Origin of the sequence: Bacillus sp. 95MFCvi2.1 (assembly GCF_000374965.1) — a bacterium.
Lineage (GTDB): Bacteria > Bacillota > Bacilli > Bacillales > Bacillaceae_G > Bacillus_A > Bacillus_A pseudomycoides.
Genome location: NZ_KB895780.1, coordinates 1 through 1,308, shown reverse-complemented (window position 1 = coordinate 1,308; position 1,308 = coordinate 1). Strand labels below are relative to the sequence as shown.

General features: G+C 34.3%; 1 pseudogene. It reads left to right on the top strand.

Annotation, left to right across the window (positions count from 1 at the left end):
- Positions 1-1,075: 1,075 nt before the first annotated feature.
- Positions 1,076-1,308, top strand: a pseudogene (locus C568_RS31630) (plasmid recombination protein); the annotation flags it as partial.

The following is a 1,308-nucleotide window of genomic DNA, read 5'->3' as shown; positions in this document are numbered from 1 at the left end:
ACATTACTGCTTTTAAAAGCTCTCCTACTAATGGGATGATTCCACCTAAGAATGATAAAACTGCCATTGCGATTGCCATATTATTTCCTCCTCTTATTTCGTATTAAGATATGATAATTTTTATAAATAATTGTTAAATAATGTACTTACATAAATGCTTTTAAAAGTTCTTGAACTAATGGAATTACTCCACCTACAAATTTTAAAACTGTCATTGCAATTGTCATATTATTTCCTCCTTTTTTGTTGTTGCTAAGATGTGATTTATCTTTATGCTTTTATTATAGTAAGCGCTTACAATTATATCAATATATTTTTATATGTAATATTGCATATGGAGGGTAAGGTCACGAAATATCATATGATTTTTAAAGATTTAATCTGCTAATTTTGCATTATTTTACAATTTATTTTTGCTATATTTATTAGAAAAGGGGATGAATTAATGTTTAAATTTATAAAAGAAAAGTTAGCATTAATAGGTACTCTTTGTTTGTTTATTATTACTATTGTAAATTACACAGTAAATAATGAGACAGTAACTGGGATAGTTAGTATTTCATTATTTGTTCTTGTATTAATTTTATATATTATTTCTAGAAATACTAAAGTATCCTAAGGTGGATAAAGTGTGAGGTTATTTTGTTATAGAGTTATCTTACAAATAATTAGAGGTAGTTGTATCATGTCTGTCAACGGTAAGCGGACAGAATGAAGCGGAAGCGAAATGAAGGAGCATTAAGGAGTTGACAGACTTACTGTCCCAAACCCTCTTGGTGTGTCAAAACGTATGCGTTTTGGCCTGCCAACCGGCGAGGGAGCCCCTCAAGGATTGAGGGGTTGGGGTGTTCGATGGATGGGGTCTGGGGAAGAGTTCCCCAGTGGGTTTGGGCAAAGCCCAAGGTTTGTTTTTGCCATGCTGAGCATGGCTCGGTAAAGCCGAAAAGCGTCGCAGACCCCTATCGATTTTGATGCGTTAGCGTCAAAATACGTATAGGGTTACTTTAATTGACTCCATTTCGTCGCCTTGCTAGACTTATGGTATCAATTAATCTAGGGAAAGTGGTGGCACTTTATGTTGTTCTCTATCTCATTTAATCAATCTCACCAAAGTTCATTAAGCCATAATAACAGGGAAAACATTCATGGGAATCCTGGCATCGATCCATCCAGGTTAGAGGAGAATATCTACTTTGTTCAAAAGGACATCCAAAGTGTATACAAGGATGTCTTTCAAGAAGCGGTGGACAAGTATAACGAGAAACAAAAACGGAATGACCGTAAGATTAAGGACTATTATGAAAAAAT